Annotated in this window: 33 protein-coding genes and 2 tRNA genes; 11 read left to right on the forward strand and 24 right to left on the reverse strand. The window is 36.1% G+C overall.

What is annotated here, in order from left to right:
* Positions 1–22: 22 nt before the first annotated feature.
* The 4 genes from DWQ18_08970 to DWQ18_08985 are packed head-to-tail and all read right to left on the reverse strand — an operon-like array spanning position 23 to position 1,468.
* Positions 23–379, reverse strand: a complete 357-nt coding sequence (locus DWQ18_08970) for a ribonuclease HI (GenBank protein RDJ33266.1) — start codon at positions 377–379, stop codon at positions 23–25.
* Entirely contained in the window at positions 369–821 is a 453-nt protein-coding gene (locus DWQ18_08975; protein ID RDJ33267.1) for a hypothetical protein, read from the reverse strand. The genes DWQ18_08970 and DWQ18_08975 overlap by 11 nt, the downstream gene beginning before the upstream one ends.
* A 35-nt stretch (positions 822–856) precedes the next feature.
* Positions 857–1,141: a hypothetical protein gene (locus DWQ18_08980; GenBank protein ID RDJ33268.1), complete on the reverse strand. Its 285-nt coding sequence runs from the start codon at positions 1,139–1,141 to the stop codon at positions 857–859.
* A 24-nt stretch (positions 1,142–1,165) separates the two neighbouring features.
* Positions 1,166–1,468 carry an ArsR family transcriptional regulator gene (locus DWQ18_08985; protein ID RDJ33269.1) on the reverse strand — a complete coding sequence of 101 codons (303 nt, stop codon included), beginning with the start codon at positions 1,466–1,468 and terminating at the stop codon, positions 1,166–1,168.
* Positions 1,469–1,575: 107 nt separating this feature from the next.
* On the opposite strand from DWQ18_08985, the gene DWQ18_08990 reads away from it, so the two are divergent.
* Positions 1,576–2,457, forward strand: a complete 882-nt coding sequence (locus DWQ18_08990; GenBank protein ID RDJ33270.1) for a radical SAM protein — start codon at positions 1,576–1,578, stop codon at positions 2,455–2,457.
* Here the strand turns inward: DWQ18_08990 and DWQ18_08995 are convergent.
* A complete protein-coding gene (locus DWQ18_08995; protein RDJ33271.1) occupies positions 2,454–2,906 on the reverse strand; it encodes a hypothetical protein in 453 nt (150 codons plus the stop codon). The two genes, DWQ18_08990 and DWQ18_08995, sit on opposite strands and share 4 nt — an antisense overlap.
* Before the next feature lie 41 nt (positions 2,907–2,947).
* A complete protein-coding gene (locus DWQ18_09000; protein RDJ33272.1) occupies positions 2,948–3,199 on the reverse strand; it encodes a hypothetical protein in 252 nt (83 codons plus the stop codon).
* A gap of 80 nt (positions 3,200–3,279) precedes the next feature.
* Here DWQ18_09000 and DWQ18_09005 point away from each other — a divergent pair, with 80 nt between their 5' ends.
* Positions 3,280–3,777 carry a hypothetical protein gene (locus DWQ18_09005; protein ID RDJ33273.1) on the forward strand — a complete coding sequence of 166 codons (498 nt, stop codon included), beginning with the start codon at positions 3,280–3,282 and terminating at the stop codon, positions 3,775–3,777.
* 3 nt (positions 3,778–3,780) lie between these two features.
* Here the strand turns inward: DWQ18_09005 and tfb are convergent, their stop codons facing one another.
* Both tfb and DWQ18_09015 read right to left on the reverse strand, forming a co-directional pair.
* The gene (gene tfb / locus DWQ18_09010) at positions 3,781–4,683 is read right to left on the reverse strand and encodes a transcription initiation factor IIB (GenBank protein ID RDJ33274.1); all 903 of its coding nucleotides are present in this window, start codon (positions 4,681–4,683) and stop codon (positions 3,781–3,783) included.
* Between the two features lie 199 nt (positions 4,684–4,882).
* Complete coding sequence (locus tag DWQ18_09015; GenBank protein ID RDJ33275.1) at positions 4,883–5,020, reverse strand: DNA-directed RNA polymerase; 138 nt, start codon at positions 5,018–5,020, stop codon at positions 4,883–4,885.
* A gap of 174 nt (positions 5,021–5,194) precedes the next feature.
* Between DWQ18_09015 and DWQ18_09020 the strand changes: the two genes are divergently transcribed.
* Positions 5,195–5,542 carry a hypothetical protein gene (locus tag DWQ18_09020; GenBank protein ID RDJ33276.1) on the forward strand — a complete coding sequence of 116 codons (348 nt, stop codon included), beginning with the start codon at positions 5,195–5,197 and terminating at the stop codon, positions 5,540–5,542.
* A gap of 313 nt (positions 5,543–5,855) precedes the next feature.
* On the forward strand, positions 5,856–6,155 hold the full coding sequence (locus tag DWQ18_09025; protein ID RDJ33277.1) for a hypothetical protein: 300 nt from the start codon (positions 5,856–5,858) through the stop codon (positions 6,153–6,155).
* Positions 6,156–6,162: 7 nt separating this feature from the next.
* Here the strand turns inward: DWQ18_09025 and DWQ18_09030 are convergent, their stop codons facing one another.
* Positions 6,163–6,555, reverse strand: coding sequence for a 2-isopropylmalate synthase (locus tag DWQ18_09030; protein RDJ33278.1), 393 nt, complete (start codon positions 6,553–6,555; stop codon positions 6,163–6,165).
* Between the two features lie 84 nt (positions 6,556–6,639).
* On the opposite strand from DWQ18_09030, the gene DWQ18_09035 reads away from it, so the two are divergent.
* Entirely contained in the window at positions 6,640–7,335 is a 696-nt protein-coding gene (locus DWQ18_09035) for a hypothetical protein (protein ID RDJ33279.1), read from the forward strand.
* On the opposite strand, the gene DWQ18_09040 is transcribed toward DWQ18_09035, so the two are convergent.
* The 5 genes from DWQ18_09040 to DWQ18_09060 all read right to left on the reverse strand — a co-directional run bounded on the left by DWQ18_09040 (position 7,325) and on the right by DWQ18_09060 (position 10,047).
* Positions 7,325–8,017 (reverse strand): methyltransferase domain-containing protein, encoded by a 693-nt coding sequence (locus DWQ18_09040; protein ID RDJ33280.1) that lies wholly within the window; start codon positions 8,015–8,017, stop codon positions 7,325–7,327. The genes DWQ18_09035 and DWQ18_09040 overlap by 11 nt on opposite strands.
* Positions 8,018–8,052: 35 nt before the next feature.
* Positions 8,053–8,259 (reverse strand): hypothetical protein, encoded by a 207-nt coding sequence (locus tag DWQ18_09045; protein RDJ33281.1) that lies wholly within the window; start codon positions 8,257–8,259, stop codon positions 8,053–8,055.
* A 447-nt stretch (positions 8,260–8,706) separates the two neighbouring features.
* Positions 8,707–9,183, reverse strand: coding sequence for a hypothetical protein (locus tag DWQ18_09050; GenBank protein RDJ33282.1), 477 nt, complete (start codon positions 9,181–9,183; stop codon positions 8,707–8,709).
* A 161-nt stretch (positions 9,184–9,344) separates the two neighbouring features.
* Positions 9,345–9,914 carry a polyketide cyclase gene (locus DWQ18_09055; GenBank protein ID RDJ33283.1) on the reverse strand — a complete coding sequence of 190 codons (570 nt, stop codon included), beginning with the start codon at positions 9,912–9,914 and terminating at the stop codon, positions 9,345–9,347.
* A 58-nt stretch (positions 9,915–9,972) separates the two neighbouring features.
* Positions 9,973–10,047 (reverse strand) — tRNA-Val (locus DWQ18_09060).
* A gap of 77 nt (positions 10,048–10,124) precedes the next feature.
* Between DWQ18_09060 and DWQ18_09065 the strand changes: the two genes are divergently transcribed.
* From DWQ18_09065 to DWQ18_09080, 4 genes are all read left to right on the forward strand, one after another.
* Positions 10,125–11,135 (forward strand): UDP-glucuronosyltransferase, encoded by a 1,011-nt coding sequence (locus DWQ18_09065; protein RDJ33284.1) that lies wholly within the window; start codon positions 10,125–10,127, stop codon positions 11,133–11,135.
* Positions 11,136–11,177: 42 nt separating this feature from the next.
* Complete coding sequence (locus DWQ18_09070; GenBank protein ID RDJ33461.1) at positions 11,178–12,593, forward strand: aspartate kinase; 1,416 nt, start codon at positions 11,178–11,180, stop codon at positions 12,591–12,593.
* A gap of 357 nt (positions 12,594–12,950) precedes the next feature.
* On the forward strand, positions 12,951–13,865 hold the full coding sequence (locus tag DWQ18_09075; protein ID RDJ33285.1) for a branched-chain amino acid transaminase: 915 nt from the start codon (positions 12,951–12,953) through the stop codon (positions 13,863–13,865).
* Between the two features lie 187 nt (positions 13,866–14,052).
* Positions 14,053–14,607: a class I SAM-dependent methyltransferase gene (locus DWQ18_09080; protein RDJ33286.1), complete on the forward strand. Its 555-nt coding sequence runs from the start codon at positions 14,053–14,055 to the stop codon at positions 14,605–14,607.
* On the opposite strand, the gene DWQ18_09085 is transcribed toward DWQ18_09080, so the two are convergent.
* Positions 14,599–14,979, reverse strand: coding sequence for a hypothetical protein (locus DWQ18_09085; protein RDJ33287.1), 381 nt, complete (start codon positions 14,977–14,979; stop codon positions 14,599–14,601). The two genes, DWQ18_09080 and DWQ18_09085, sit on opposite strands and share 9 nt — an antisense overlap.
* A gap of 546 nt (positions 14,980–15,525) precedes the next feature.
* On the opposite strand from DWQ18_09085, the gene DWQ18_09090 reads away from it, so the two are divergent.
* A complete protein-coding gene (locus tag DWQ18_09090) occupies positions 15,526–17,199 on the forward strand; it encodes a helicase (protein RDJ33288.1) in 1,674 nt (557 codons plus the stop codon).
* Here the strand turns inward: DWQ18_09090 and DWQ18_09095 are convergent, their stop codons facing one another.
* The 4 genes from DWQ18_09095 to DWQ18_09110 form a co-directional block, all read right to left on the reverse strand.
* Entirely contained in the window at positions 17,200–17,460 is a 261-nt protein-coding gene (locus DWQ18_09095) for an Lrp/AsnC family transcriptional regulator (GenBank protein RDJ33462.1), read from the reverse strand.
* A 97-nt stretch (positions 17,461–17,557) separates the two neighbouring features.
* Positions 17,558–17,737, reverse strand: a complete 180-nt coding sequence (locus DWQ18_09100; GenBank protein RDJ33289.1) for a hypothetical protein — start codon at positions 17,735–17,737, stop codon at positions 17,558–17,560.
* 125 nt (positions 17,738–17,862) lie between these two features.
* A tRNA-Lys gene (locus tag DWQ18_09105) sits at positions 17,863–17,936 on the reverse strand.
* Positions 17,937–17,981: 45 nt separating this feature from the next.
* Positions 17,982–18,584: an SRPBCC family protein gene (locus tag DWQ18_09110; GenBank protein ID RDJ33463.1), complete on the reverse strand. Its 603-nt coding sequence runs from the start codon at positions 18,582–18,584 to the stop codon at positions 17,982–17,984.
* 96 nt (positions 18,585–18,680) lie between these two features.
* On the opposite strand from DWQ18_09110, the gene DWQ18_09115 reads away from it, so the two are divergent.
* Positions 18,681–19,205, forward strand: a complete 525-nt coding sequence (locus tag DWQ18_09115; protein ID RDJ33290.1) for a hypothetical protein — start codon at positions 18,681–18,683, stop codon at positions 19,203–19,205.
* On the opposite strand, the gene DWQ18_09120 is transcribed toward DWQ18_09115, so the two are convergent.
* The 5 genes from DWQ18_09120 to DWQ18_09140 are packed head-to-tail and all read right to left on the reverse strand — an operon-like array spanning position 19,195 to position 22,869.
* Complete coding sequence (locus DWQ18_09120) at positions 19,195–19,641, reverse strand: cytochrome oxidase assembly protein (protein ID RDJ33291.1); 447 nt, start codon at positions 19,639–19,641, stop codon at positions 19,195–19,197. The two genes, DWQ18_09115 and DWQ18_09120, sit on opposite strands and share 11 nt — an antisense overlap.
* 2 nt (positions 19,642–19,643) lie before the next feature.
* Positions 19,644–20,594 (reverse strand): hypothetical protein, encoded by a 951-nt coding sequence (locus DWQ18_09125; GenBank protein RDJ33292.1) that lies wholly within the window; start codon positions 20,592–20,594, stop codon positions 19,644–19,646.
* A 9-nt stretch (positions 20,595–20,603) separates the two neighbouring features.
* The gene (locus tag DWQ18_09130) at positions 20,604–22,133 is read right to left on the reverse strand and encodes a cytochrome c oxidase subunit I (protein RDJ33293.1); all 1,530 of its coding nucleotides are present in this window, start codon (positions 22,131–22,133) and stop codon (positions 20,604–20,606) included.
* 37 nt (positions 22,134–22,170) lie between these two features.
* A complete protein-coding gene (locus DWQ18_09135) occupies positions 22,171–22,602 on the reverse strand; it encodes a hypothetical protein (GenBank protein ID RDJ33294.1) in 432 nt (143 codons plus the stop codon).
* A gap of 3 nt (positions 22,603–22,605) precedes the next feature.
* Positions 22,606–22,869 carry a heme transporter CcmC gene (locus DWQ18_09140; protein ID RDJ33295.1) on the reverse strand — a complete coding sequence of 88 codons (264 nt, stop codon included), beginning with the start codon at positions 22,867–22,869 and terminating at the stop codon, positions 22,606–22,608.
* Positions 22,870–22,920 lie beyond the last annotated feature (51 nt).

Raw genomic sequence — 22,920 nt, forward strand, 5'->3', positions numbered from 1 at the left:
AAGTTATTCATCAAAGGCCGATCTAGCTTCCAAGCATTTTGCCAGCGAGATTTTCTTTCCTTGGAACCCAAGTAATTTTCAGATTAGGGAATCTTCCAATTAGCGACCATGCCTCACGGGCCAGCTCCCTAAGCTGCTCATTGTTTATTGCAAATTCATGATTAAGTTGCGATACAGTATTTTTTGAATCACTGAAAATTTCAAGAGGTTCCTTAGTATCTACAAATTTTTTTAGAGCAGAAATTATTGCCAAATATTCTGCTTGGTTATTTGTAATGTCTGGTTTTTTTTCATAAAATGATTCCCCAGTCTCTTTTACAAAGAAGCCATACCCCGAATCAGAGCCTCCGGAACCATCAACATAAACGCTAATTGTCATCCTTATACAACCTAGTCAACTTGACACTCAAATTTATTACGATCATATAGACAATTGTAGAAATTCCCTGTGAAACTATGGATGCAATGTATGGATCATATTCAATTGTTAACAGATAATATTGTAAAATCCATCGAACTATGGTGTAAACGACTTCTCCAATTCCTAATGATGAGACAATTTTGATTAGGTCAGATTTTAAGCGTGCTTTATCAGTCTCTCCTGATTTTAGCTTGTATTTTTTTCTATTATCTAAGTAAAACAATCCACCAAAAACGGAAAAAAACACAGTATAGTCGACAATCAATGTATACGTGGTGTTAAGATAATCCTCTTGGCCAGCAAGTAATTGGGCCACAACTGCAGAAATTGTAATAGATGCTGCAAATGCAATGAGAATGTTTTTGTTTAATCCAAAGTATTCCTTGTATTTTTGTTTCATAGAATTTTGTTATTAATCCAGCAAATAAACCAAGGCTAGTCCAACGTAATTTTGAGGAATATTAACAAGCCAATAAGTTCTGCAATGCCAACACCTAACATGTATGGAAATATTTCATGCGAAAATATTTCATGCATAGAAAAGTATGCCATAGAACCAATGATGTTGTGCAAAAATAACATGCCTGCAACAACAATCAGACCCAGCGGTAGCTGTGCCTTTGTTTTAACATACATCTTTCCAAATATTCCAATCAGAATACCAAGAATGACCATATTTGCAATGGACACAATAGAAAGAATAGCTGAGGTAGGTTCCATTAGAAAACTTTCGACCTCGTAGATTTATGTACTTTTATCCAATTTCCTTGCAATTTCCTCAAACGTCTCCAGGTTCACTTCTAAAAAAGGAGATACAAAATATGTGATTGCATATTTTTCACCCTCTTTGATTATCATGTTATTTTTTTCTAAAACTTTGATGTGATGCTGAATTGCTTTGTAATCTAATCCAAATTCTTTTGCCAATTGGTTCGTATTTGATGGTTGATTTTTCAATGATTGAATAATTTTTAATCGATTAATTCCGCCTCGAGAGCCTGCAAAGACAAACCACAAAAGACGTTTGGCATGAGGATCATTGGCCATAAATAATTCAAGATTTCTTAAGTGACTCTACTAAAAGGTATTTTGGGCTTAATTGATCAAAAAAATTCATAGTAAGAATAAATTAATGTAATTACTAATGTAGTATTATGATGCTAAATTATGACTATCCATTATACAGACCACCATCTGAAGCAAGATCATTAATCTTTCAAGTAACACTAGGATGTTCTTTTAACGAATGTTCTTTCTGTGACATGTACAGATCAAAAGAGTACAGCGAGCGCCCTTGGGACGAAGTAAAATTAGAAATCGACATGATGGCAAAACAGCTTCCAGATACTCAAAGAATCTTTCTTGCTGATGGGGATGCATTAAATCTAGATACGGAATACATGGTCAAAGTTGTAAAATATATCAAAGAAAAATTTCAAAATCTTGAAAGAATATCATGCTATGCAATGCCAATGAACATCTTAAAAAAAACTCCTGAAGAGCTAAAAAGAATGCATGATGCTGGATTAACAATGTTTTATCTTGGAATTGAGAGCGGCTCTGATGTAATTCTAAAAAAAGTAACAAAAGGTGCAATAGCTAAAACAATAATCAAGGCAGTCAACAAAGCAAAAGATGTAGGATATACAATGTCGTGCATGGTGATATTGGGACTAGGCGGTTCCAAGTACTCAAAAGAACACATTCGAGGAACTGCAGAAGTAATCAGTGCATGCTCTCCAAATTATGTTGGGGCATTAACATTATACTTGGAAAATGGAATCAAGGATGAATTCCTAACAAAGTTTGGTGAGGAGTTTGTTCCAGTATCAGATGAACAAGCACTAGATGAGCTTGAGGATCTAATTTCTCAGATTGATGTTAAAGATGAGGTTGTCTTTAGGGCAAATCACGGTTCTAATGCTTATACAATAAAGGGCACATTTCCACAAGATAAGCAGGATATGCTGGATAAAATTTCATGGATGAAAAAACATCCTGAGGTAATCAGACCAAAAGGACTGCGAGGATTTTAGGCAGTATCCAAGTTTGGATGCAGATATACTACTTTGTAAATCACAACAGTATAGTCGCCTGTAAATGAGCGAGTAACCTGTCCATCATCCACACTTCTTACTCGAAATTTGTATTCATACGTTCCATCTTCATTTACTACAGCTTGAGCAAAGCGTGCAGGTTCACCATTCTGGTACATTTGGATAATTACAGGGTAGTCCTTTACATGATTTGCAATTTTTCCCTCAACAAATGCCCATGGAAGAACGTTGTCTGCAGGTGCGTGAAAGAAAACAGTTGACTTTTCAACTCCCATAGTAGCATCTATTGGAAAGATTTCAGTTTGGGGAGTATGTGTATGACCATTAACTCCAATCATTCCGGAGTGTGGGTGCGCAAAGGATACCGACGATAAAGGTAAAATCAGAAAAGCAATCAAAATGCTTGATAGTACGAGAGTTTTTTGCATGGCTGTTCTAAAGGGATTCAATATTAAAAATTTTCACTAGTTTATAATCCATCAATAATTGGTTTTAGTTTTTCAGGAAGTTCAGGCAGTTCGGTATGGCTTTCGTTGTTTTGAATTATTTCAGGTCCAATTCGTCTGACTCTTTGAGTTCCAATCAAAGTATCGATGTTTCTTTGGACGTCCTTTTCTGGCAAGATTGTTTTCAGCTTTGAAAGTACCTCTTCCTCATTTTCGTATTTTTTTATTGCATACTGGATTAGAATTATTTTTTCATCAGCGGTAAAGTCTGCCATATTTTGAGTATCAGGTTTGTGGCTAAATATCTTTACAGAGCAAAAACGGTTAAAATAGCAGATTTGGTAATTTAGTGTACTTGGCAACAAAACTACAATTAATTTCAAGCGTATTGAAGATGAAAAAATATTCAATGATTGCTATAGTAAGTGGTCTTGGATTGGGAATAATTTACTTTTTCCTGACAATGTCAATGCTGCCAATTCATTTTAATGCTGAATTAGAACTTGCACCATCTTATGTTATTACATCTGTTGCGCTTACTGTAGTCATCTCTGCATTAGCTGGAATAAATTTTGCAATGATTGCATACAAGATGAAGAGAATGAAGATGATGAATTCAGTAAAATCAAACTCTTCTGCAGTCTTAGGTGGAGCATTTGCTGCATTTACACCTGGCTGTCCCGCATGTACTGCTCCATTGGCAGTAATCCTTGGCGCAATAGGAGGACTATCATTGTTTCCCATGCAAGGTTTGGAATTAAAATTCATTTCAGTAGGAGTTTTAATTTTTTCAGTATATTGGGTGGCACGTGGCCTTCAAAACAATAGCTGCTGCAGTATTAAGAAGAATTAAGAATTATACTTCTTTTAGTCCCTTGTAACGATTTCGGATAGTAACTTCAGTAACATTTGCTGCTTCTGCTACATCCTTCTGAGTCTTGTCTTCGCCATTTTTAACACAAGACAGGTATAATGCTGCAGCAGCTAACCCCATTGGATCTTTTCCTGCAGATTCTTCATTTTGTTGGGCAGTTTTTAAAACCTTGATTGCATAACGTTTTGTTTTTTCGGATATGTTAATTGTACTTGCAATTCGTGCAACACATTGAATTGAATCAGTAACTGGCATTTTTAGGTCCAATTCTTTTACAAGTAGACGATAACATCTTGCGATGTCTTTTTTCTTAATGTTAGATGCTGCTGCAACATCTTTGATAGTTCTTGGTACTGCTGTATCACGACATGCAGCATATAGTGCAGAGCCAATCATTCCGGAAATAGAACGGCCTCTTACGAGTTTTTTATCAATAGCTTTTCTGTAAATGTATGCTGCTTTTTCTACAACTGAATCAGAAAGAGAAAGTTTGTCTTTTAGTCTGTTGAGTTCACCAAACGCTATTCGAAGATTCCTATCTGATGCATCATGTGTCTGGCTGCGGCTATCCCATGTTCGCAGTCTTTCAATTGTTGTACGCATAGAGGATGTAAGGGGCTTGCCTGTTGCATCACGGTTAACAGGATTAATCACGGTTGCAAGTCCCATGTCGTGCATTGTCAATGATGTTGGAGAACCTGCACGGGCTCTATCTCCGGTGTCATCAGAAAACGAACGCCACTCTTGACTTGAATCTACTATCACACCAGAATCAACATATCCACAACTTCCACAAAATTTTTCTCCAGTTACATTATCTGTAACCATTGAATTTTTTCTACAACGTCCACAAATGCTATCTGCTTGATAATTTTTCAAAACCATAGATAATATTCACTATATCATAGATTTTCAGATTATAAGTACTAGTGCATTATGCGTGTTTTCTTGGTTTTAGCATGTTTTTGGATACTCACGCCTAGTTGCAAATAGGCATAGATTACTCTATAATAAAAAATAGAAAAAAATGTAGTAAATTTCTGATAAGATAATTAAATTTAAAATTAATTTAAACTAGAATTTCTTAAAATCTTTTACTTCTATGTTTTGGTAAACATTCTCGGCAATAAACCGGTCGTCCTTCTTTTGGTTGGAAAGGAACTTCTGATTCTTTGCCGCAGTCTGAACATGTACAAGGGTACATTTTTCTGTCTTCTGACATGCCCTGAATGAATTACTCTGTTATAAGAACTAATCACAGTAAATGGGCCTGAATTTGATTTAGATTTACAAACTTTAATGTATCCTGTTTTCACTCGATGTTTATGATATTTTCAAAGATGTTAACGGGGATAATTTGAAAGGAAGGCAGAGTCATGAATCATTACTCAGGGAGTTGATTGAGTATTTTGAGTCAAAAAAGATCAAAGTTCATTATGCAAATTATCCAGGCTACAAAAAACCAATGGAGCTAAAAAGGCATGCTCCAGACATCATAGGAATTCATTCAGAAACTGGTCAGGTATACATTGGTGAGGCAAAGATGTGCAGTGAGTTAACTGATCAAATTACAAAGGAAGAGTTTCAAGATTTTCCAAAAACAGTCATTACTAGTGGAAAATCTGCTGGAAAATTAATGCAGTTTTACATTGCTGTTCCTTCTGATTGCGCTTCAAAAATAAAAGAAGTCTTCAACAAGGCAGACATTGCTTGGAGTGACAACATACAGGTTCTGGGATTCTAGCATGAATGTAAAGTGTAAAAATTGCCAGAAGGAGTTTGATCTTTTCACAAGTGAGTTTTGCTCCCAAGAGTGCGCTGCAAAGTACTATATGTCAAACTGACTTTGATCGAAGTAAATTTTACCTTACAAGGCAGAATTAACTCACCAACTTCTTCTAATCATCGAGTGATTATTTTTGGTAATATGGCTTGCAAAACAGGATACATACACAATTATACATTTTTCCCATTACAAGGAAAGCATCTTTGCATAAATTGCCTACAAGAGCAGAATTCGGAAGATAATTAGCATCTAGAATAGACATAGAAGGAAGATGGAAATTCTAGGAGAAAAAGTGCAATTGTGGTTGGATAGTGCAAGGTTTGTAAAACCAAAACCAGCAGTTTATGTCCTTTATGATAAAAAATTAAACGTATTATTCATTGGAGATAGTGAGAACTTACAAAATCAATTTACAAAATATCTTGATACAAATTTTGAGAATAATGAATGCAAACAAAAAACCCATACGTATCAGAAGCTTTTCGTTGAAAATCCAGTTGAGAAAAAGGAACAGCTCTTAAACAGCTACAAAAGTGAGTATGGGAAACTTCCTGACTGTAACGAGGTTTAGTCAGGTCTTATTTTGAAGAATATTTGTCAGATAATATCACGCATACGAATATTCCTTTTCCTGATATAGCCTGGGCACTGTGCCTAAGTCCTTTTGGGATAAAGATTGTCGATGGGGAAGTTACTGTGTAAGATTCATCCTCAATTTGTATTTGATATTTTAATTTTGAACTCTCAGAGAGTATGAGATTAATTTCATCATGGTTATGCTTATGCAATTGACTATACTCTGGAAGTTTTTTTGAGGCATCAACAAAGTGTACTGCAATATGAGTATCAGATTCTGGAATTATTGATTTACTAAGCATAGACAGACGTTTTATTGGAGCTTTTTTATGAAATGGGATTTTTTCTAGTGATTCATTGATTCCTTTTTTAATTAAGTTCTGATATTTTTTCAACAAAAATAATTGTTTTTTCTATTAAATAACATGACTCTTTTGAAGCATCTTATCATATAAGCAATGAATCCCTATTGATATCCATTGCAAGTAGACAGAACATCAGAGTGGTTTGTTCCAAAATTTGGATCAAATAGATTTCGTAAAAGTATAGGAATTTTATTTTTGCCTTACACTGCAATTGTTACTTGTTTTGCAGCACTTGGTGCAATTTCTGGACCAATGGATATAGAAAGAATTGTTGCAATATGCATAATCTATTTTTTGGCACTTGGAATAAGCGCTCATTTACTTGATGCAGTAGGAGGAAAGACAAAACCATGGGGAAACTTGCCAAAGAGAAAAGTATGGAGCATTGCTCTAGGGGCTCTAGGAATTTCATTTGCAATTGGAATCTATTATGCATTCTTAGATTCGCCGTTACTATTTCCCATTGGAATTTTAGAAGGATTTTTCCTATTTGCATATAATCTAGAGTGGTTTGGTGGAAAATTTCACAACAAAACTTCTACAATTATTTCATGGGGAGTATTACCGGTATTTGCAGGATCTGCTATTCAGACAAATTCAATATCCTATGAAACCATAATCATAGCGGCAATAACAGCTCTGATTACATATGCTTTGATATCTACATCAAGGCCCTACAAATTACTAAAACTCAACGATGGTGATATCAATCTCATTAAACGAAAGGAATTAGTCTTGAAAATGCTATCTCTGGGGGTGGTTTTAGGAACGATTTCGTACTTTGTTTTAAAATTCTATTTTATTTCGTAGATTGAGGCTTTTCTGCATACAAAATAACTGATGAGTCCCATGTCAGATATTGGACTTTTACTTGAAAGTCATTTTTTTCAAGTTCTTGCTTGTAGGAAAAAACCCAATTACTTGACCTGATAAGCTTTGGAAGCTCTGCAAAAGCATACTTCCAAGCAGGTAGGAAAATTCCAAGCAAGTTCAATAAAACAAAATACGAATTCCAAAGTTTTTTTATTAGATTATTTTTTGGATAAGAAAAATCATGGAAGATGATTTGACCGTTAGAATTAAGATGAGCAATGCAATTTTTTACAAGCTTTTCAGGATTACAATACTTTGGAATATATGATGAACATATACAATCAAATTTTAAATCAAGATTAAGATTTTCAGCATCTTGATGTAAAAATGAAATATTTGAAAATGTTGAAGAGTTCTTTTCTGCCATTTTGAGATAATCTTGTGATATATCAATCCCAATGATTTCTGATTTTGGGAACTTTTTTGCTAATTTTCCAGTTAAGATTCCTGTTCCACAGGCTAGATCTAAAATTGATTCTGGGGATTTTATTTTGTTTATTATTTCGTTTTTCCAATAGTTATCCTTTCCAAAGGTTGTAAAAAGTACAACTTTATCATAGGTACTAGCAGTTTGACCAAAGAAATGCGGTACTAAATCCTTTGGGGATTGATTTGTCATTGAACATTAATCGTAAGAAATGATTTAAACAAATACTAGGAAAATTCAAACATTTCAAGCATTACAGAAAATACTAGATAATATGCCAGATAAAATGCCAAAAGACATATTCCAATCCATAATGAGTTTTTTGCCTTTGTAGGATCATCTTTTCTTAAAATATAGTACGCAATGATGGCGCCAACTATACTAAAGACAAGTGGTAATGCATACCATAATGGGCTTCGCTCTTTTTGTGTCACATAATTCTTTGATCTATTTGATACTAAAATTAGACTGTCCGAAAGTTTTCATTTTTTAGCACTAGGCATAACTCTTAGCACTAGTTAAATATCATTACGATGTATCTATAATTACAAGGGCTTCAGTTGTCGCCTTCTTCAAACAGAGAAGGCCTTAAACTGCTGCTGTCACCGGCAAACTCCTATCTCGTTGCTGGTCTTAAGCAGGTCCTCTCGTCGGCTTACTGCCCGGTTGCTGACCTTAAGGACAAAGCCTTGTAACAGATTTTTTAAAAATTTTTCCTCTTGAAATGCCAAAAATGGGCCCACAGGGACTCTACCACCATAATGGGCAATATTTTGGGCGCATTTAGGCGTGAAAAGTGTTAATTCCTAAAATGGTTCAAATCTTTTTGGTCCCAAAAATCTAAAATTTTTTCAAAAAGAAATTAATTTTCTCTACAGATTCTAAAATCCGCCGCCAGCAGAACCGGCAGTGACAAGGAATGGTAAATGTGCAAATCGTTCAGGTTGTGCGCCACTGCCAGACACATGAACATAATATTGCAAATCAGCTGGCAATCCAAAAGGCACATTTCCTGTCAAAGTTGTTCCATCAGCAGATACTGAAACATTGTCTGCTACAGCTCCATCGGATGGATCAGTTCCCTCAAGGAAAAATACTGCAGTATCTCCTGATTGAATACGTCCTTCAGGATCAATTATTGTAAATGCTGTTCCAACAGGACCGCTTGTTGGATCTATAGTTACAGTTTCACAGTGCGGATTTTTCTCTTTTGCTTTACTATTCTCATTTGCATTCTCACATCCTTTTGCCTTGCCACTATTGTCATCTTTTGTAGCAAATGCATCATTTTGAATTGGCATTATCAAGAATCCGGCAATTGCAAAGACAAGAACTGAGAATGATAGTAGACTGTTCATTATCAAAAAACAGAACATATACTATAAAAGAATGATCTAAAGAAATTTTTGGAATCTAAGAATCATCTAAGATTTTCCTTAGTTTTTGCTTAGTTTGTAAATCTATTTCAAGTTAGATGGACTCGAATGCTTTTTTTAAAAAATTAAGATAGATGAAATGATTAAGCCAATCCAATCTGTTTCATGAATTCCAGGTTATCCCAAAACAAGTATTCTTCAGTCATCACGCCATTTTCCCAATAGCCAACGGTATTCATTGTAAGCTTGAAAGATTTTCCAGTTGGAGGAATTGAGCTTCCATCTGGCAAAGGCATCGGTTCTGTAAATGTACCCTCAATAATTCCAATCACACTTGTCCATTGCCCAGATGCTATCTTGATTGGATGTTGTTGAATCCGCGTGTCTGGAGCATAAACAAACATGGCTTTTAGATCCTCAATATGTGGTTCAATGCCCTCTGTTGTACGCCCGTCTGGCCAGTGAACAACAATATCCTGCGAGTGACTCTCATGGAGTCTCTGCCATTGTTGATTAGTAAAGACATCAAAATCTAATTCATCAAATGTTTCAAGATGCTGATTTGCAAGTTGTTCAGCAATCTTGTATTTTTCCAATTCATTGGATGATGAGACCGTAGATAGATCTGGGGTTTGAAAAACTGCAAATCCTACTGCAAGTCCTACAAAAAATACCCCAATAGTAATTCCTACCCAAATTGATTGTTTCACCACGATTTTAGAAGTTATTTTCCATATTAAAGGAGTTGAACCTAAATGGTTAAAGTCCAAATGGGCCCACAGGGATTTGAACCCTGGATTTTCGCCGTGTAAGGGCGACGTCATAACCGATCTGGACCATGGGCCCAGCAAACTTCCTTGTTAAAATCCATTTAAACTTTGAGAATGAAAAAGCTAGAAATGTAATTAACGTAATTTTCTGTCATGACGATTTCATTTTTTTCTAGTCCCATTGGATTAGGACATGCATCAAGAGATATTGCAATTGCAAAATATCTCAATGAATTTACAATCAAATTCACATCAGGGACTAGCGCTGCAAAATTAATCAAAAAATATGGATTTGGTGTAAATGATGCATATGTACCACCAAACTTTGATGTCCAAAGTGGTTCATTGCAAGGCTCTGCAAAGTGGCTTTGGCAATACTACAAGTACTACAAAGAATGCAAAAACATTTCATCAGAAATAATTCAAGATGAAAATCCAAGAGTTGTTGTTAGCGATGAAGATTTTGCATCATTAACTGTAGCTCAAGAAAGAAAGATTCCAACTGTTCTAATTACGGATATTTTAGAGACAAAATTCACAAATGGAATTGTTGGAATAATAGAAAAAAAGATGAACAAATCCATGAAAGAGATTATAAAAAAATCTGACATAGTTATACTTCCTGAAAATGGTGCAAACGAAGGAAACATCTACAGAGTAGGACCAATTGTTAGAGAAACTAACCACTCAAGAGAAGAATTAAGAGAAAAGTTTTCTTTTTCAAAAAAAACCATTCTGTTAAGTATTGGAGGAACAGATGCAGGACTATATTTGATTAAAAAAACTATAGAGGCAACATCCAAGCTTGGTGACTTTGAGCTGGTACTAGTTTCTGGACCATCAATTAAAGAAGAATTCAAAGAGATAAGAAATTTAGGATTTTTAGAAAATTTGCATGAGGCAATTTATGCAGCAGATGTTGTTGTGTCACTTGCAGGTAAGTCTACAATAGATGAGGCAAACGCGTATGGCACTCCAGGAATTTTTATTCCAATAAGGAATCACTTTGAGCAAGAAGACAATGCAAAGGAAGCAGGATTTTCCTATGATGACATATTCAAGCTAGATGAGCTGATTCCAAAGTATGCAAAAAGAAACAGAACCCCAATTCAAGCAAAGGGGGCTAAAAATGCCGCAAAATTGATTGCAGAAATTACAAAGTGAACCAATGATTAATAGATGGAGTGCTTGCACTTTACTCTTAAAATGGAAAATCTAGTTGTTGCAAAGTTCGGCGGTAGTGCAATAGGTCCTGATGGTCTATCAATACCAATTATTATTCAAAGGATTACAGAACTAAAGAAAAATTCCAAGATTATCGCTGTATTTTCAGCACCACTTACAATTGATGATGGAAAGACAAGGTCCATCACCGATGTAATACTAGAGATTGGCCAAAAGGCCGAAAACGGAGAGAGTTTTACTCTGGAGAAGGTCTCAAATGCATATTCAAAGATTCTAGACTTGGTCAGTACGGAATATCAAGAGGCTTGCAAAAAGACAATTGAAGAGTATCTGCAAAAGGCAAAAGACGCCTTGGTCCTAGCCCAAGAAAAGAAAGATTTTGCAAATGAGGATCGCTCAAATGCACTTGCATTCTCAGGTGAGATTTTAATGTCACAGGTAATGAATTACATTCTAAAAGGAAAGGGGATAAAATCAGCAGCAGTTGATTTTGAGTCATGGCCAATCATTACAGATAGCAACATAGAGTCTACAAATTTTCTTTATTCAAAATCAGCTGAACGAATTGCTCCTATTGAATCACTGTTAAAACAAAATGACATAGTATCAATTGGCGGATTTATTGGAAAAACCGCTGATGGAATAACAACAACATATGAAAGAGGCGGATCAGATAGGACAGCAGCTGATCTTGGAATTTTATTTCACAAAAAATTCAACACACAGATTGACTTTGAAAAGGATAGCTCTGTAGTTTCTGCCGATCCAAAAATAGTATCAGATGGCTTAGATGAGGTGTCACAGCTTTCATTTAATGAAGCGCGTCTGGCAGGAATGTTTGGAATGAAAATTCTTGATCCAATAGCTATCAAGGAGATCCTTGAAAACGGAGCAGACATGCCAATCATAGTCACTAACATGAAAAATCCTGCAAAGACAACTGTAATCAAAAGAACTCCTGATAAACAAAACGGTCATCCACTCAAAATTGTAACAGGAAAGAAAAATTGCGCAATATTTAGAATTGAAAGTGAGTCTGCAGTAAGGTTGCTAGAATCTCTAGAAAAGTTAAAGCGATACAGCGAGTTTATTGTATTATCTCCGTACACAAAGGATGGGATAGAATTTACCAGAATTTTATTTTTGGATGGGGATTATGTTAAAAGAAACGAAAAGTATCTGTTAGGTTTTGATTCACTTGCAACCATAACATACAACAGGGGAGTAATCACATTAATCGGCGATGAGATGTGGAGAGTACAACAGATTGCATCAAAGGCAAGTGCAAAGATTGGTGAAGCTGGATTAAACATACTAAACATGGATGCACAAGAAGAGACATCAAGAATAATTATTGTAGTTGAGGATTCCGGGGACAACATAAAAAATGCAATCCGTGCAATCCATGATGAAAAATCTAAGATAAAGTTTGTTTGATAATTCTAAATTGGCCCTAATGGTGAAATCACCAAAAGTGCCAAGGTGGGTTTTTTCTCGGGCCTAAATCTAGAATCCGCCCTGGCGTTACCCAAAACACGCTCTATCTTGTATACACAATTCAGCTATTTAGAGCTGATCTATATAGATCATGTTTAGGTATAATGAAATGAAAAACTCTAAACCTGTTTTTTTATTCCAATCACACTTTTCCATATTAATTCACTATTCCCAGAATTGTAAATGCGTGGAATCTACATCCCCACTAGACCCACAAAGAAGACACTAGAGGATTCTGAGGAAGATTCTGAAGATTCAAGATAATTCTTTAAATTACTATTGTTATTCCAATTTTCTATGAAAGAGATCGGAAAGATTTGGATGAATGGAAAATTTGTTCCATTCAAGGATGCAAAAGTACATGTTTTGACACATGCATTACATTATTCTACATCAGTGTTTGAAGGAATAAGATGTTATGATACACCAAAGGGTTCTGCTATTTTCCGATTACCTGAGCACATTGACAGATTATTCAAATCTGCAAAGCTCTATTCAATGAAGATGAATTTTTCCAAGAAACAAATCTCTGATGCTATAATTAAAACAGTTAAGGAGAGCAAGCTAAAAGAATGCTACATTCGTCCAATTGCATATTACGGCTATGGAACAATGGGCCTAACACCAACTCAAAACAACGTTGATGTTGCAATTGCATGCTGGGAGTGGAAGATGGGTGAATCAAAGGCAGGAAAGTTTTCAGGTGCAAAGTGTAAAATTTCAAGCTGGATAAAGATAGATTCAAGAGCTCAGCCAATGAAGGCAAAGGCTGCATCAAACTATGCAAATGCCGCACTTGCAAGAATGGAAGCTTTGGATAACGGATACGATGAGGCAATCATGTTAAATTATCACGGCAAAGTCTCAGAAGGTAGTGCAGAAAACATTTTCATTGTAAAAGATGATCAAATAATGACTCCCCCAATGTCTGCAGGAATTTTAGAGGGAATCACACGGGACAGTGTAATTCAGATAATTGAAGAAAATGGCGGTTATGTTATTGAAACAGATCTTGATAGGGAGGATCTATATGCTGCAGACGAAGTGTTCATGACAGGAACAGCTGCCGAAGTAAAATCAGTTACACAGATAGACAAGATAAAGATTGGAGATGCAAAGCCTGGAAAGATCACAAAAGCATTACAAAAAACTTTCATGGATGTTGCAATGGGAAAAGACGAGAGATTTCTTCCTTGGTTAAAATACATTTAATGTTAGTATATCTTGTTAGGATAGAAAATGGATAGTTGTTCCCCTGGAAATACAAGTAAAATTTGCTGGTTTTGCCAAAAGGGCAGACATGATGACTGTATGAAGGAGATTCCTGTTGATGGTAAATCTGATGGACCCCATGATTGTACCTTTGATACAAAAATGATTCCATGTATGTGTAAGCATAATGAATAGGGAGTTTTGGGAAAAATATGCAGAGGATGCAGATTTACATTATAACGAAGAGTTTGCCAAGTTTATCAGGGATCTAGTAGTTTCTCTGCGCTGTTCAAGCGTTATGGAGGTTGGCTGCAATGCAGGAAATGATTTGAAGCTTTTTACAGAAAATATTGATTCACATGGAATTGATTCAAATGAAAAAATCATAGAGATTGCAAAAAAGAGAAATCCAACTGTGAATTTCAAAGTAGGAAAAGTGACAAAGCTGCCCTATGAGGATTCATCAATTGATCTTGTATTTACTCATGGTTTTTTCAATTATTTGGATGATGAGGAAATTGATGAGGGAATAAAGGAGATTTTTCGGGTATCAAAAAGATATGTAGTAAATTGTGAGATCTATGGTGCAAATAACATCATAGATGAGCAAAATAATCGAAAAGGAAGAAACATGCTGGAAAGATGGATGAATTACAAAGTAAAGATAATCAGCAATGTAGAGATGCACGAAGAGATTGATCCTGAAAAATCAAGATTTGTTCTAGTTAGAAAGCTAGCGTGATGTTACTTTTTCAAGAAAAGAATCATGGTTTTCATGATAGAATAGTGTAATTGGATTTGATTTTGATTTTAGGGTATAGTGTATAATGCCATCAGAATCTTGAGAAATTTTGGCAATTTTGTAAATGATGCTGGGACCTTTTCCAGAATCAATTATCTGGACTAGTTCTCCAGGATGAAATTTGAATGAATGGTGTTCTTTTGCAAATCTATGAGAAGAGCCACAGTCTTTGCATGTGATGTGTTTTTCATTAATTGAAATTGTTGTACTTCCACAGTCGACACATATCTTAATCTCCTTGTTTACTGCTTCGCCCCTAATTTTGTTTAGAAGCTTGTGGTGTATCTTTTTTGGTTTCATCTTTGAGCTCATCCTAGGACGGGTCCATAAATACTATTTGTGTATAAAATCTAGACAAATGCTCGATGTTTTTCAAATATCTAGGCATGAATCAGGCATAATAAAAGAAATAGTAAATCTCATCTTTATATAATCAGTTTTTTTGCTCGAATTTTTGAATCTTGTTTGTTTGACAGTCTTTGCAGTTTTCATCTCCAAGCTTAATTATTCTCCCACACATTGGACAGTGTTTTTCAATTGACAGTTGTTGTTTCCCCCAGTAAAACTTTGATCGATATCATTTAACTGAAGGGCAGAAAAGATCAGTTCCATTTTGTAGCAATTGTTATATGTAAAGATCGATGCGGTTGGTTTTTTGACCGCAAGATCTATAAACCAATTCTCTCTCGTTTGATTGAAATGGCAGAAAGTAAAGTATGGTGGAAAGATCTTCCAAAAGAATTTGAAAATGATATTGAGATTTCATTAGAATAAATTTTTCTTGTCAAATAGCTCCCCATATTTAGTTAGAAATAAAATCAAAATATAGTTTTAATACCCATCAACTAAACTCAAAGCCTGAGTCTTTTACAACAGTTTCCAAAGGAGTTCACTCCAAGGAATATTCAAAAAGAAATACTATCTGAGATCGAGGAGAAGATAAAGTCAGGATACAAAAAGATCATCCTCTGTGCGCCTACTGGTGTGGGAAAGTCCTTGATCGGGGCCACTTTGGCTCGATATTTTGATAGCTCATTTGTGGTAACTGCATCAAAACATCTCCAGGACCAGTATACCAAGGATTTCTCATTTTTAATGGCAGTCAAAGGAAAGCAAAATTTTCCGTGCCTGAAACTGATGGATTCTGAAAAAGTAACCATCCCAAGACGAGCTATGAGATGGGGACTTACATGCGACAAGGGTCAGTGCGAGGAAAAGACTACAAAAAATGGAAAAGAGATTACGGAAATTTGCAAGTACAAGCCAAAGATATCAAGCATTGAGGAGAATGAAGATTGCTCAGATGCATGTCTGTATTATTTGCAAAAGTATCAGGCTCTAGTATCAGCACATTCCCTGTGGAATTATCATTCATACTTTCAAATTATGAAGTATAATCGAAAGTTATTTGCAAAGTATCTAGAAAGAAAGGTTTCAATTTTTGATGAGGCTCATAAGATAGAGGATCAGGTAATCCAGTTTGTAGGAATTGATGTCTTTAAAGGCCAGCTAGAAGAGTGTGGTCTAAAATTCAATGATTATGATTCCAGTGATATTGACTCTATGATTACTATGATTGATACCATGGCAGATTATTATTCTGCAAGAATCAGAGATATCAAAGAGAGTAGGGAATTTCAGAGAAATCCAGATTATGAGCAGATATCAAAGCTTGAAAGAAAGTATGAGAGAGTTGCAAATGCACGAGTAGATATTGTAACTGATAAGGAAAATTTTGTAATAAATAATCCAGAAAATGACGTTTATGGTGACTTTAGATCAATTTCAATAAAACCAATTGATATCTCAAGTTTTGTAAAATCATTTTTTACATCAGAATATCAGATATTCATGTCAGCCACTCTAGATAAGAAAAGCTTTTGTGAGAATACCGGAATGAGTCAAGACGAGATTGCTTTTGTTGACACACCAAAATCACCATTTCCCATTGAAAGTAGAAGAATAAATTTTCTAAATGTCAGAAGATTAAGCTACGGTGCAACACAGGAAGATGAATTAGAAGTTATAAAAAAAATTGATGAGTTGCTAACAGAGCATTCAGATGAGCGGGGCCTAGTTCTTACATCATCAATTTCAAGATGCTATAATATTCTAAAACATCTATCGCAACAAAACAAAGAACGAATAAAAATTTGTCATAGTGTAAACGCAGATGGAAAGACACAAGAGCAGGTGTTAGCAGAACATAAAGAGAATAATTCCAGCGTATTGCTTTCATCTTCTTTATGGGAGGGAGTAGATCTAAAAGATGATTTATCGCGATTTCAAATTATTGCAAAAGTCCCATACCCAAATTACATGGAAAAGCGCGTTAATGTGAAGATGAAAAAATTTCCTTTATGGTACACATCACAAACGCTGATGAAGTTATTACAAGGATTTGGGCGTTCTATTAGAAGCGAGGATGATTGGGCAGTGACATATGTGCTAGATACTGCAGTGAATAATGTGCTGTTCAAAGCACAAGATATGATTCCAAAATCATACTATGATGTTTTAAATCTGAATTAGTTATCCCTTATCAAGCTCATCTACACTACCACCCTGTCCGTAGATTACATGCATGGTGTCACTAGCTGTAATCTGTTTGATGGAGCGAATCTTTTCAATAGTTTTTTCAATCCCGAGTAATTCCATGGATGAGATTTTTACAAAAATATCATATTTTCCCCATATCCCATTTACTTCAACTACTGTAGATATTGACTTTAGTTCACTAATGATTTCTTTTTCATAACCACTTACACATGATAACAAAACATAGGCCTGCATGATTATCATTATTGTTTCAGGTATTTAGAGTTGGCAGAAAAGTAATGAAACATTTGTTTGAAAATTTGATTAAATTTTACAATTTATGGGTATACGATTAATGCTTAAGATGACTCTTTATTGCAGTTACAGAGTATTGAAATTTGTCTTCTGCGCTTGGAATAGGATTTGAGCATTGTCCACACTTTGGACGAATGATCTCTGCGTCATAGTCAACTTCACCAATATTTTTTCCACACTCTATACAACGAACAGTCTTTGTGTCGTATATGTTCATCAAATGTACCTAGTCATCATTGTCAATAAACCACACTTGGCAAAAAATGAAAATTTGTTATCAATAAGATACCAAATTAAACGAGTTTAAAGTATGAAGAAATTCTAGTTTTTGCCATAACGGAGCGGGTCTAGAGGGATTCGAACCCTCGACAGCCGGATTAAGAGTCCGGTGCTCTACCTGGCTGAGCCATAGACCCACCTACAAGTAGACAAAATGGATTTGTTATTAACGTTAAGATAAGTTAGTTTGAAATTTTTGCTTCGACTTCGTTGTATTTTTCTAAAATTGCAGTCAAAACAGTTGAAACTGGAACGTCGTTCATCTTTTTCTTTTCTGCCAATAGTTTTTGGTATGCATCAAGTGTGATGTATACAGGAATTGAGCCGTTTCCTTCTAAGAGTCCACGCACTTTGAAGAGTGCAGTCTCCATTCCTTTTTCAGCAGATTTTGCAAATTTTGCTTTATCCATAATGGTTCCTAATGGACCAAATGGCATCTCATAATCAACAGTCATTGTGACTCGGGTCAAGTTTTCACCAAGTGCCTTGAACTCGTTTCGAATCTCCCATCTTTTGAATGGTCCTTCGATTTGTTTTGCTGTGATCAATTCTTCTCTGATAAATTCTGTTGTCTCACAGTCCCACTCTAGTCTTTTACCTCCAAAATCACCAATGATTCTAAAGGTAGTTCCAACACCCATTCCTTCTTTGATATCCATTGGAATAACTGTCATTCCAACACCTTTGTCAGACATTTGATCGGATACGTGTTCTGGTCTTGCAAAGTATGTAAAGACCGAATCAACAGGAACTTTGATGTCGATTGATTTGCTTACGACTGTCAACGATTCAAGTTCTTGTAGGTCTGGATTTAAAGGTTTTGACAATTTCCCGTTGAAAAATTCCTTTACAATATATTCGCCAAACAGCGTAGATCTGTCATGTCCAAGCACTTTTTGGTTTTGATTTTAGTGGTTTTCTCAATTTTTGCGATCTCAGAAATTTCTAGTGTCAATGCTCATTCTCTGTTTAATTCAGCAGAGCAGACAATTGGAAACAACAGGGTACAGATTGCCACACTGCCAGAATTTCCACAGATCGATGAAGAGTCTACTATTTTATTTAGAATTACTGATCGCGACTATAACGAGGTAGACCGCTTTACTATGGGGGTCAGGATATTTTTCAATGATGAGCAGATTACTGCCTTTAGACCAGAAGTTCATGAAGGAAGTCATTGGGAGACAAAATTTGTCTTTGAGCATCCGGGCAATCATATCGTAAAGGTAGATCTCTATGATGTAGAAGGAGAGGATGGAGTAATCACCTATACTTTTAACATGAGTACCCAAAGTCCATTTGGTTACATTTTCATCGTAAGTATTACTATTGGAGCAGCTATTTTTGCAGTAGTAATTGGATACATCTATCTACCAAAAATGATTCGCTCAAAGTTTAAGCCTTAGTTTCAATTGACTTTTGCTTGCCCATTCTAAAGGCAAATAGAGTCGTGAGTAGAACCATGGCAAACAATAGCACTCCAATACCCAAATGTATTGCTACTAAAACTGCATGAAGTTTCATGTCAATTACAAGTGCACCTAGTGTAATTTGTGTAATAACAAATGCAGTTGCCAAAGCACTTGTGATTTTAATTTTAGTATAAGATTCCTTTGAGACCCATGCACCAACGGTTGTTGCAATTATCAAGGCACCAGTCGTAGCTGCAATTAGTCTATGCATCCACTCAGTAAAATATTCATCATCTGGAAGCAATCCGTTTGGGCAAAGTGGCCAGTCAGGACATGTTAATCCTAATCCAGCTGCAGATACATAACCACCTACAAACATCAGTGAGTAAAGTACAATGAGACTAGCTAAAGAGAGATATTTTAAAATCAATATTATTCAACTGTGAAAGTGCCTTGCATGCCTTGTAATGCATGACCTGGAACTGTACAGATGTAATAGTATGTTCCCGGTGCTCCTGCAGTAAATGTTACTTCACCGGATTCTCCAGGCTTTAATGGGTTATTTGGAGATGCAATTTCTGAACTCCATAAAGTATTTCCAAAGTCTTCTGGATCAGACACTATACCAAATGAATGAAATGATTTTCCGTTGTTTACTGCAGTAAATGTTACTTGATCACCAGAGTTTACTGTAAATGAGGGATTGTGTCCTTCTTCTCCTGGTAACGCATTAAATGCTAATGTTAGAAAATCAGAAGATTCTACAAAGTCAACTGTAAAGTCATGACTGACTCCTGTTGGTGCTGCTGCCTCTGCTGGTCCTTCTGATGGGCCAACTACAATCTTTCCTACCATTCCTTGTTCTCTGTGTCCTGGAACAGTGCAGATATAGTAATAGGTGCCTTCAGCTGTTGGAACAAATTCAGCACTACCTGACTCTCCTGGTTTTAGTGGATTATTTGGAGATGCTACTTCACTGCCAGAGACTATGCCAGCAAATCCCTCCTCATCAGCGGTAACGCCAAATGCATGGAATGATTTACCTGCGTTAATTACCTCAAAGATGATTTTATCACCTACATTTGCTTCAATGGTTGGGTTATTTCCTTCTTCACCGGGTAATGCATTAAATGCCAAAGTACGAAAATCAGAAGATTCTACAAATTCCAAAGTAATTGGAATATCTTTTCCTGTTGCTTGTGCAGGAGCTTCTTTTTCTGTTTGACCCATTAGAGCTACTGGTGGTGGGGCAGATATCCAATAGTCCCACATACCAAAGAAGATGGCACCACCTGCAATACAGATGCCTAGCATGATGACCATCATCTTTCCAGTTCTTGCTGGTGATGTTCTGTAAATTGGATCTTGGTGTGTTTGACTCATTTTAATCTCCTAATCATGATGTGGGTTCTTGTTTTGGTAAGGGTAATAGTATTTGCCTCCAAGCTTCCATGGATCATCCATGTCTGCTGGCTTTCCTTTGGCTGCGCTGTAAATCATGTTACCTAAGAATATTGCCATGCTAACTCCAATCAACATTGCACCAACTGTTGCAATTTGATTCATTGCAATCCATTCGGGGATTGGTGGATAATCGTAAATTCTTCTTGGCATTCCAAACAATCCAAGTACATGTTGTGTAAAGAAGACCATTACTGCTCCGATAAATGACATGATAAAGTGAACATTTCCTAATTTTTCATTATACATTCTTCCTGTAACATATGGGAACATGTAGTAGAGATAACCAATGGAACCAAATGCAATTGTTCCCATTACAAACAAGTGGAAGTGTCCAACGACCCAGTAAGAGTCATGAGTTGTAAAGTCCAAAGGCATTGCACTGTTAACTACACCACCAGCACCTGCTGAGAAGAATAATGCAATTCCACCTACGGCCCACATCATAGGAGTTGAAAATTTGATTCTGCCACCCCACATTGTTGCCAAAAAGTTAAAGACGTGCATTGCGGATGCGGGTACTGCAGCAAGTGTTCCTATCATGAATACTGTCTTTTCAGTAAAGGACATTCCTGTGGCATACATGTGATGAGCCCATGATGAGAAACCAACAATTGCTAAAAGAACAAATGCAAAGATTCCAGAGCTGTGACTAAATATTGGCTTTCTAGAGAATCGCGGAATAATTTCATACATCATACCAATTGCTGGAATTACCAATACGTAGACTTCGGGATGGAATGTAAACCAGAAGAGATGAGCATATGCAATTGGGTCACCACCCATTGCAGGATTGAAGAATCCAGATACTCCTAATCTATCAGTTAATAGCATCAGTAAGGCTGCTGCAAATGTTGGTAGAGCGACTAGAATAATTAATGATGAGGATAGAAAAGACCAAGCCAAAAGTGGCACTTGACCAAGTGACATGTCAGGGTGTTTGCATTTCATTATAGTTACAACAAAATTAATTGCACCAAGTATTGATGAAACACCCAAAATCTTTAGTCCAAAGATCCACATGTCGGCAGCTGGACCAGGAGCGCTGATAATAGAGTATGGTGGAGTTGCATACCAAGTAAAGTCAGCAAATCCCAACCAGATTAGAGCTCCTGCTGGTGGAATCATCCAAAATGCTATAGCATTTAGTTTTGGATATGCCATGTCTTTGTATCTAACCATGATTGGGACAAAGTAGTTACCAACTGCAGATGCAAATGGTAAGATGAACAAAAAGATCAGTGTAGTACCATGAACAGTGAAAATTCTATTAAATGTCATAGAGTCTGCAATGAATTGAGATCCTGGCAAGAATAGTTCTAGTCTAATTGCAAGTGCAAGTGCACCACCCATAAAGAGAAATGCCAATGACGTAATAAGATAAAGTAATCCAACATCAGTGTGATGAGTGGAGAACATTATTTGCCAAATTGGTCGTGGCTTTTGTAATTCTAGAACCATTAGAATGACCTCACATTGATTGTAATATCAGTATAACTCAAGATGATGGCTCCTCGACGATTAGCTTTCCTCGCATGTTATAGTGAATTAATCCACAGAATTCTTTGCATTGAATGTCGTGTTCTCCTGCCTCCATTGGTGCAAACCAAACTGTGTTTACTCTACCGGGAACAGCGTCCATTAAAACAACATAATCATGAATGTTAAAGGAATGATTCACATCCTTTGATGTAATTTCAAACTTGTAGGCTTTGCCCTTTTCAACATGTAGTTCACCTATTTCTTTTGTTCCGTCTTCGTGTTCAAATGTCCAGAACCACTGTTGACCGGTTACTTTGATAATTTTTGCATCTTCTGGAACATGTTCAATTAATCGTTCTACATTCCATGCTTCTGCACCTACCCAACAAAGTAATGCAATAACTACGCCAATGTAAATCCATTCAGGCCAGTTAGAGTGATGTCCCATTTTCTACCATTCTCCCTTTGCTTCATATTCTGTTGGAGATGCTTTTGGATGAGATTCTCTAAATCGCCAACAAAGCCATACTATAGTACCAGATACTATGGCGCCAATTGTAAATGCTACAGTCATCATTCTAAAGAAAAGATTCCAAATTTCTACACGTCTATCCAGATATTCTCCAGGCTCATCTCCAGCCGCAAATGCATATTGAACTGTTGGAATTACTACTAGAATCGTCAAAACTAAGAATACTGCTGTTATACTCCTCATATCCCGGTTGATTTCACGTGGCCCAAACTTTCTATTTAAGGGTTTTGAAGA

It is taken from the genome of Thermoproteota archaeon, from assembly GCA_003352285.1.
Lineage (GTDB): Archaea > Thermoproteota > Nitrososphaeria > Nitrososphaerales > Nitrosopumilaceae > PXYB01.

Coding starts and splice junctions, on each gene's coding strand:
- DWQ18_08970 (RDJ33266.1), bottom strand. CDS start 379: ATGACAATTAGCGTTTATGTTGATGGTTCCGGAGGCTCTGATTCGGGG.
- DWQ18_08975 (RDJ33267.1), bottom strand. CDS start 821: ATGAAACAAAAATACAAGGAATACTTTGGATTAAACAAAAACATTCTC.
- DWQ18_08980 (RDJ33268.1), bottom strand. CDS start 1,141: ATGGAACCTACCTCAGCTATTCTTTCTATTGTGTCCATTGCAAATATG.
- DWQ18_08985 (RDJ33269.1), bottom strand. CDS start 1,468: ATGGCCAATGATCCTCATGCCAAACGTCTTTTGTGGTTTGTCTTTGCA.
- DWQ18_08990 (RDJ33270.1), top strand. CDS start 1,576: ATGATGCTAAATTATGACTATCCATTATACAGACCACCATCTGAAGCA.
- DWQ18_08995 (RDJ33271.1), bottom strand. CDS start 2,906: ATGCAAAAAACTCTCGTACTATCAAGCATTTTGATTGCTTTTCTGATT.
- DWQ18_09000 (RDJ33272.1), bottom strand. CDS start 3,199: ATGGCAGACTTTACCGCTGATGAAAAAATAATTCTAATCCAGTATGCA.
- tfb (RDJ33274.1), bottom strand. CDS start 4,683: ATGGTTTTGAAAAATTATCAAGCAGATAGCATTTGTGGACGTTGTAGA.
- DWQ18_09015 (RDJ33275.1), bottom strand. CDS start 5,020: ATGTCAGAAGACAGAAAAATGTACCCTTGTACATGTTCAGACTGCGGC.
- DWQ18_09025 (RDJ33277.1), top strand. CDS start 5,856: ATGGAAATTCTAGGAGAAAAAGTGCAATTGTGGTTGGATAGTGCAAGG.
- DWQ18_09040 (RDJ33280.1), bottom strand. CDS start 8,017: ATGACAAATCAATCCCCAAAGGATTTAGTACCGCATTTCTTTGGTCAA.
- DWQ18_09050 (RDJ33282.1), bottom strand. CDS start 9,183: ATGAACAGTCTACTATCATTCTCAGTTCTTGTCTTTGCAATTGCCGGA.
- DWQ18_09065 (RDJ33284.1), top strand. CDS start 10,125: ATGACGATTTCATTTTTTTCTAGTCCCATTGGATTAGGACATGCATCA.
- DWQ18_09070 (RDJ33461.1), top strand. CDS start 11,178: ATGGAAAATCTAGTTGTTGCAAAGTTCGGCGGTAGTGCAATAGGTCCT.
- DWQ18_09075 (RDJ33285.1), top strand. CDS start 12,951: ATGAAAGAGATCGGAAAGATTTGGATGAATGGAAAATTTGTTCCATTC.
- DWQ18_09080 (RDJ33286.1), top strand. CDS start 14,053: ATGAATAGGGAGTTTTGGGAAAAATATGCAGAGGATGCAGATTTACAT.
- DWQ18_09085 (RDJ33287.1), bottom strand. CDS start 14,979: ATGAGCTCAAAGATGAAACCAAAAAAGATACACCACAAGCTTCTAAAC.
- DWQ18_09095 (RDJ33462.1), bottom strand. CDS start 17,460: ATGCAGGCCTATGTTTTGTTATCATGTGTAAGTGGTTATGAAAAAGAA.
- DWQ18_09100 (RDJ33289.1), bottom strand. CDS start 17,737: ATGAACATATACGACACAAAGACTGTTCGTTGTATAGAGTGTGGAAAA.
- DWQ18_09115 (RDJ33290.1), top strand. CDS start 18,681: ATGTCCAAGCACTTTTTGGTTTTGATTTTAGTGGTTTTCTCAATTTTT.
- DWQ18_09125 (RDJ33292.1), bottom strand. CDS start 20,594: ATGAGTCAAACACACCAAGATCCAATTTACAGAACATCACCAGCAAGA.
- DWQ18_09130 (RDJ33293.1), bottom strand. CDS start 22,133: ATGGTTCTAGAATTACAAAAGCCACGACCAATTTGGCAAATAATGTTC.
- DWQ18_09135 (RDJ33294.1), bottom strand. CDS start 22,602: ATGGGACATCACTCTAACTGGCCTGAATGGATTTACATTGGCGTAGTT.
- DWQ18_09140 (RDJ33295.1), bottom strand. CDS start 22,869: ATGAGGAGTATAACAGCAGTATTCTTAGTTTTGACGATTCTAGTAGTA.